The organism is Micromonospora sp. ABR4_055 (assembly GCF_056160425.1).
The window spans coordinates 65,732-71,743 of record NZ_JBSWXD010000010.1 but is presented as its reverse complement, the minus strand read 5'-3'; the positions used below and the strand labels follow the sequence as shown (position 1 = coordinate 71,743).

Genomic DNA, 6,012 nt, shown 5'->3' with positions numbered 1-6,012 from the left:
CGTTGGTTTTGTCTGTCCCATCATGTCTGTGCCCCGCAGACTGTGCTTTTGTTCCCCACCCAGGTCCCGCCTTGACGCTCCTCGACTGCTGCGGACTGGTCGACGGCCGGACGTCGGGCTCCGGGTCGACCGGCGATTCGGCACCTGCGGCGGGGGCGGGGGCCACGTCGGCGCGTCTCTCGTCGACCGACGACCCGGCAGGCGACCCGACCAGGCCGCCCGGGACACGAATGCTACCGGCCGGCTCGGCCGATACACAGCGGGCCGGCAGCGGGCCGAGTTCGTCGCTGTCGCTGGTCGCCGAGGCCGAGCAGGTCAGCTCGTCGCGCAACGCCGTGGTCCGGGCACGGACCCGGTCGAGGAGGGTGAGTGATTTGCCGACCCGGTCCCGGTTCGCCGCCGACCCGTCGGCGAGTTGCCGCAACGTGGGACGCTGCGTGGCCACGAAAGAGTCGATCACGTCGAGCGGGGTCCCGTCACCGCCGATGGTGGCGGCGGAGGTGAGCAGCCGGACACCTTCCCGGGTCTGGCCGTCCATGTCGTCCAGCACCGCGCTGAACTCGGCGGGCTCGTCGTAGACGATGAGCGCCTCGCCCATTCGTACCTCGGCGAAGCTGAGGAACAGCTGTCCGCGGGAGGAGTCAGACTGGGCCAGGGCGAGCTGGGCGCGCTCGGTGGACCGTTTCATCCCGTACAGGGTGTCGCCCGGCACCGCCTGCTCGGTGGCGGCGGACATGCCGGAGACGGTGATCGCCCCGAACGCGACGGTGGCGATGATGACCGCGCGGGTCCGGGCCCGGCCGGCGGTCGTCGCCGCGCGGGCGCCCGTCGCCCGGGTGGCGAACCAGCGGGACCGGGGCCGTGCCGGAAGGCGGCGGTACGGAGCCGTCGGTGCGCCGGCGCCGATGCCTTCGCGTTCGGCGGTGGCGATCAGCACGGCGCGCAGGTGCGCCCGGTAGTCCGGGTCCACGCCGCTCTCCGGCGACCTCGGCATCTCGGACATCCGGCGCCCGAGTGTCGTGAGCCCGGCCAGCTCGTCGTCCAGCGGATCGCGGACATGGTGCCGCCCACCGGCCTCGGCGCGGTCGAGAAGTTGTGCGAATCGTTCGGCGCGTCGGCGGAAGAGATTGAGCTTGCTCATCGCGGACACCTCCCTTCGCAGGTCACGGCTTCAGCGGCGGGTGTCGCCACTATCCGGTGCGACCACGGCCAGGGTCGCTGGGGAGGTGACCCGTTGCGGGTCCTGGCACGCTGCCTGATGGCTGGCGAGGTGCTGGCACCATCGGTCGCACCCCAAGAAACGCCTGAGTGGTCAGTTGGGTTACGGGCCGGTGGCGAACTTCATCACTACGCGTGACCGTGATCGCTGTCTGTATGGGGGCGATCACGGTTGGAAACCATCGGGCAGGAGTCGGGCCAACGCCCGTACTGCCCGGTACTGCAGGGCCTTGATCGCGCCCTCGTTCTTGCCCATCGCCCGAGCGGTCTCGGCGACCGAGAAGCCTTGCAGGAAGCGGAGAACGATGCACTCCTGCTGCTCCGGGTTGAGCTGCTTGACGGCGGTCAGTAGGGCGACGTTGGTGATGTGGTCGACGACCGCTGCCTCGGGGCTCCCTTCCGGGCCGCGATCCTCGCGCTCCGCATCCATTACGTCACCCGTAGTTACCTCCAGTCGGTAACGTCCCGACTTGAAGTGGTCCGCGACCAGGTTGCGAGCGATGGTCACCAGCCAGGCCCCGAGGTCACGGCCCTGCCAGGTGAAGCTGCCGATCCGCTTCAGGGCGCGCAGGAAGGTGTCCGAGGTGAGGTCCTCGGCGAGTTGCCGGTTGCCCACCCGGAAATAGACGAACCGGAAGACGGTGTCCACGTACCGGTCGTAGATCAGACCGAACGCCTCGGTCTCGCCAGCCTGGGCCCGTTCCACCAGCGCCCAGACCTCGCGGGCGGGATCGGACGGGTCCGGCCGGTCCGGATAGCCGCCCGGCGGTGCGCCGGATCGGCTGCCCTGATCGGGGATCACCGGCAGCACGGTGGTCTCCGCCTCGTTGCCGCCCGGCTGGGTCGGCATGGTCGGCCGGGCCGGGGTGGCCACCGCACCGCCCATCGGCTTGGTGTTGGTACCGGCGTGACGTCGGCTCGGCCCCTCGTTGGGCTGGGTGCGAGGCCTGGTCCCTTGGGTGCCGCCGTCGCCGCGCATCGTGATGCTGACCATCTCGTGCATCGACGTACGTAGCAGAGCTAACCCTTCAGCGAGGGCGATCCGGGCGGCAACTACCTCGCGGCTGGCCGACGGGAGAACGATCTGCGGGGAGTAGACACTCATTGGGCGTCCTCCGTTCGTGCCTGCGGCGACCCGGCTCGTTGCTGGGCCCGGGCACCTGGGTCGGTGAGTTGGGTGCTGGTACCGGCGCTGATGCCGGTGCGGTCCGGCAGATCGGTGGTGAGCGCCATGGACCGGCGCACCCTCCTGAGGTGCTGGTGCGGTGCGACAACGGGCACGGCGGCCTCCTCGGGCTGAGGGGTGGCGACTCACGGCAAAACGGGTGAGTCGACCCAAGGCGATGATAGGGCCAACGTCACCCACGCGTGTGGAGTCCGTTACACAACGACGAAGTATTTCCGCAGGGCGGCGTGCCCATGTCGCACTGGCTGTCCGCTGTCGGTTACCCGACGCATTGGTTGTCGGGAAGCGGTAAGCTCCCCGGCGTGTCGCGCCGCCAGCCCAGAATCACCTTGATCACCCGCCCCGGCTGTCACCTTTGCGACGACGCCCGCGCGGCGATCGCCCGGGTGACGGGGCAGACCGGCGACGAATGGGTGGAGCAGGACGTCACCGCTGACATCGAGTTGGAGCGCGACTATGGCGAACGGCTCCCGGTGGTGCTGCTCGACGGGCGGGAACACGGGTACTGGCGGGTCGAGGAGCATCGGCTGCTCGACGATCTGCGCCGGTCGGTCAGCTGACCTGGTGACCGGCCGACCGGCCGCCGGCCGGTCGGTGGGCTGACCTGCTGGCCCGGTGGTGCCGGTGGCCGGTATCGTGCCGCCGTGGCCCCGCTTGACACCCATCTGGTCTGGGACTGGAACGGCACCCTGCTCAATGACCTGGCGCTGGTGGTCACCTCGACCAATCACGCGATCGCCACCGTCGACGGCCCGGTGCTCACCCCCGAGCAACACCGGGTGGCCTTCCGTCGGCCGGTCGCGGACTACTACGCCGACGTTCTCGGTCGGGCGGTCGATGCTGAGGAGTTCGGCCGGCTGGACCAGATCTTCCACGCCGCGTACCGGGCCGGTCTGACCACCTGCGCACTCGCCGAGGACGCCGAACGGGCGCTGCTCAGCTGGCCGGGTAGTCAGTCGCTGCTTTCGATGTGGTTCCACGACGAACTGGTCCCGCTGGTCGACACGTACGGCCTGACCCGGACCTTCCGGCGCATCGACGGGCTGCGGACGGCGGTCGGCGGCGACCGCAAGGCCGGCCACCTCGACCGGCACCTGACCGCGCTGGAGGTCGACCCGGCCCGGACCGTGCTGATCGGCGACTCGATCGACGACGCGGACGCCGCCGAGGCGGTCGGTGCAAGTTGCATCCTGTACACCGGCGGCTTCACCGATCCGGACCGGCTCCGGGCCCGCGGCGTGCCGGTCGTGGAATCCCTCACCGAGGCGGTACGGCTGGCCGCCGACCACTGACCGGCGGCAGGAAAGCCAACTCGGCCCGGTCAACCTCGCAGATAGGGCCCGGTCAACCTCGCAGGTAGGTCAGTACGGCGAGCACCCGACGGTGCTGTTCGGTGTCCGGCGCGAGTTGGAGCTTGCTGAAGATGTTGTGGATGTGCTTCTCGACGGCACCGTCGGTGACCACCAGCAGCCGGGCGATGGCGGTGTTCGAACGCCCCTCGGCCATCAGCCCGAGCACCTCCCGTTCCCGCGGGGTGAGCTGGCGCAGCGGGTCGTCGCGGCGGCGCCGGACCAGCAGTTGACCGACCACCTCCGGGTCGAGCACCGTACCGCCGCCGGCCACCCGGGCGAGGGCGTCGAGGAACTCGGCGATCGCGGCGACCCGGTCCTTGAGCAGGTATCCGACGGCGCCGGCCCGGTCGGCGAGCAGATCGTCGGCGTACGACACCTCGACGTACTGGGACAGCACCAGCACCGGCGCCCCCGGGACCAGTTCGCGGATCCGCACCGCCGCCCGCAACCCTTCGTCGGTGTGCGTCGGCGGCATGCGTACGTCGACGATCGAGACGTCCGGACGGTGTTCGGTGACCGCCTCGACCAGGGCCGGGCCGTCGCCGACGGCCGACACCACCCGGTGACCGTGCTCGCTCAGCAGTCGGACCAGGCCCTCCCGCAGCAGTACGGCGTCGTCGGCGATCACCACTCGCATGGGTGCCATGTCTACCATCTGGGCTCAGCCGGGCAGCTCGGCGCGGATCTCGGTGGGCCCGCCCGGCGGGCTGTGCACCGCGAGGGTGCCGCCGTGCGCCCGCACCCGGTCGGCGAGTCCGGCCAGTCCGTGCCCCTTGGCGAGGTGGGCGCCGCCGGTCCCGTCGTCGGCGACCACGATGGTCAACCCGCCGTCGTGGCGGTGCACCCCGACGCTGCAGGCGGTCGCCCCGCTGTGCTTGGCGACGTTGGTCAGCGCCTCGGCCACCACGAAGTAGGCGCTGGTCTCCACCGCCGGGTCGGGTCGCGTCGTGGCGGCGGCGAGCCGGGTGTCGACCGACAGGTCGACCGGTACCACGCCGCGTGCGGCCAGGGCGGCGAGCGCGCTGGGCAGCCCCCGGTCGACCAGGATCGGCGGGGCGATGCCACGGGACAGGGCGCGGAGCTCGGCCAACGTCTCGCGGGTCTGGTCCAGCGCCTCGTCCAGGGTGCGCCGGGCGGCGTCCGGGTCGGCCGCCAACTGCTCGCGGGCCCGTCCCAGGTCCATGGCGAGCCGGACGAGTCGCTGCTGCGGCCCGTCGTGGATGTCGCGTTCCAGCCGGCGCAGCGCGGTCGCCTCCGCGCTGACTGCGGCCTGCCGCTGCTCCTCCAGGTCGGTGATCCGGTCGCGCATCTGGGCCACCCCGGTGAGCAGGCCGCGGGCGAAGCCGGCCTGCAGCAACGCACAGCCGCGGACCACGATCGGCAGGGTGACCAGGAAGAACAGTCCGATCGCGGTGTACAAGGCGATCCGGGTGCCCGGTGCGTCGCCCAGGCCGAGCAACGGCGCCAGACCGCCGTCCGGATCAGCGGGCAGCAACCAGTCGTACGTCCAGTAGAGCGAGCCGGTCAGCGCCCCGGTCCACCAGGTGACGGTGACCGGCACGGCGATCAGGGCCACCGGTAGGCGCAGCACACCGAACGCCAGATCGAGCCAGGACTGAGGGTCGGTGAGCGGGGCGAGGATCCGTCGCCAGGTGCCGGCGTCCGGCCCCGGCGCCACGTACCGCGGCTGCACCCGGGCGGCGGCCAGGACCCCGGCCATCCGGTGTCGTTCGAGCTGGGCGAACGCGCGGACGGTGGCCAGCGTGCCGCTGAGCACCGGCAGGCCGACGACGGTGACCACCAGGCCGACGCCGAGTGCGAAACCGACGACGCCGACGACGAAGTTCGCCAGCGCGAGCGGCAGGCTGGTGAGTACGTACAGGGAGTCGCTGGCGAGCCGGCGCAACGTCGTCTGCCGGCTGGGCCGTGCGAGGGCGGGCGGAATGCCGACTGCGGTCATGGGAGTGACGCTAGGTGCCAGGTGGCGGGCCGGTCACTCCCGCCGCCCCGCCGATCGCGGTGGGGTTGTCCCCCCTGTCGGAGCGGCGCATGGCAAAAAGCCGGAAATTGGTAATAATGATGCTGCTGTCGCCGGATGAAACCGGTGTGACGGGTAGCGTGGATCCAGCGGCTAGTCCATCACCGTCGATCAAGATCGCGATTTGTGCACGCGTTCACAAGCGCCTACGCTGTAATCCTGACGAGCCCTGATAGCACAACAGGTGACGGCGGTTGCCACAGGGGCACCGGACTGAC

Annotated in this window: 6 protein-coding genes and 1 pseudogene; 2 read left to right on the top strand and 5 right to left on the bottom strand. The window is 70.9% G+C overall.

From position 1 onward, the window contains the following. Positions 1-256: 256 nt before the first annotated feature. The 3 genes and pseudogenes from ACXAHD_RS05275 to ACXAHD_RS05265 all read right to left on the bottom strand — a co-directional run. Positions 257-1,141: pseudogene (locus ACXAHD_RS05275) on the bottom strand (DUF5667 domain-containing protein); the annotation flags it as partial. Between the two features lie 243 nt (positions 1,142-1,384). Beyond that, on the bottom strand, positions 1,385-2,221 hold the full coding sequence (locus ACXAHD_RS05270) for an ECF subfamily RNA polymerase sigma factor, BldN family (protein ID WP_475048917.1): 837 nt from the start codon (positions 2,219-2,221) through the stop codon (positions 1,385-1,387). A 98-nt stretch (positions 2,222-2,319) separates the two neighbouring features. Then, positions 2,320-2,499, bottom strand: coding sequence for a hypothetical protein (locus tag ACXAHD_RS05265; RefSeq protein ID WP_281553061.1), 180 nt, complete (start codon positions 2,497-2,499; stop codon positions 2,320-2,322). A gap of 207 nt (positions 2,500-2,706) precedes the next feature. Between ACXAHD_RS05265 and ACXAHD_RS05260 the strand changes: the two genes are divergently transcribed. Both ACXAHD_RS05260 and ACXAHD_RS05255 read left to right on the top strand, forming a co-directional pair. Next, positions 2,707-2,964 carry a glutaredoxin family protein gene (locus ACXAHD_RS05260; protein WP_281553062.1) on the top strand — a complete coding sequence of 86 codons (258 nt, stop codon included), beginning with the start codon at positions 2,707-2,709 and terminating at the stop codon, positions 2,962-2,964. An 84-nt stretch (positions 2,965-3,048) separates the two neighbouring features. Continuing rightward, a complete protein-coding gene (locus ACXAHD_RS05255; RefSeq protein ID WP_281553063.1) occupies positions 3,049-3,696 on the top strand; it encodes an HAD family hydrolase in 648 nt (215 codons plus the stop codon). 52 nt (positions 3,697-3,748) lie between these two features. Here the strand turns inward: ACXAHD_RS05255 and ACXAHD_RS05250 are convergent, their stop codons facing one another. Both ACXAHD_RS05250 and ACXAHD_RS05245 read right to left on the bottom strand, forming a co-directional pair. Continuing rightward, the gene (locus tag ACXAHD_RS05250; RefSeq protein ID WP_281555405.1) at positions 3,749-4,393 is read right to left on the bottom strand and encodes a response regulator transcription factor; all 645 of its coding nucleotides are present in this window, start codon (positions 4,391-4,393) and stop codon (positions 3,749-3,751) included. 24 nt (positions 4,394-4,417) lie between these two features. Continuing rightward, entirely contained in the window at positions 4,418-5,716 is a 1,299-nt protein-coding gene (locus ACXAHD_RS05245; protein WP_281553064.1) for a sensor histidine kinase, read from the bottom strand. Positions 5,717-6,012 lie beyond the last annotated feature (296 nt).

Coding starts and splice junctions, on each gene's coding strand:
- ACXAHD_RS05250 (WP_281555405.1), bottom strand. CDS start 4,393: ATGCGAGTGGTGATCGCCGACGACGCCGTACTGCTGCGGGAGGGCCTG.
- ACXAHD_RS05245 (WP_281553064.1), bottom strand. CDS start 5,716: ATGACCGCAGTCGGCATTCCGCCCGCCCTCGCACGGCCCAGCCGGCAG.
- ACXAHD_RS05270 (WP_475048917.1), bottom strand. CDS start 2,221: ATGCACGAGATGGTCAGCATCACGATGCGCGGCGACGGCGGCACCCAA.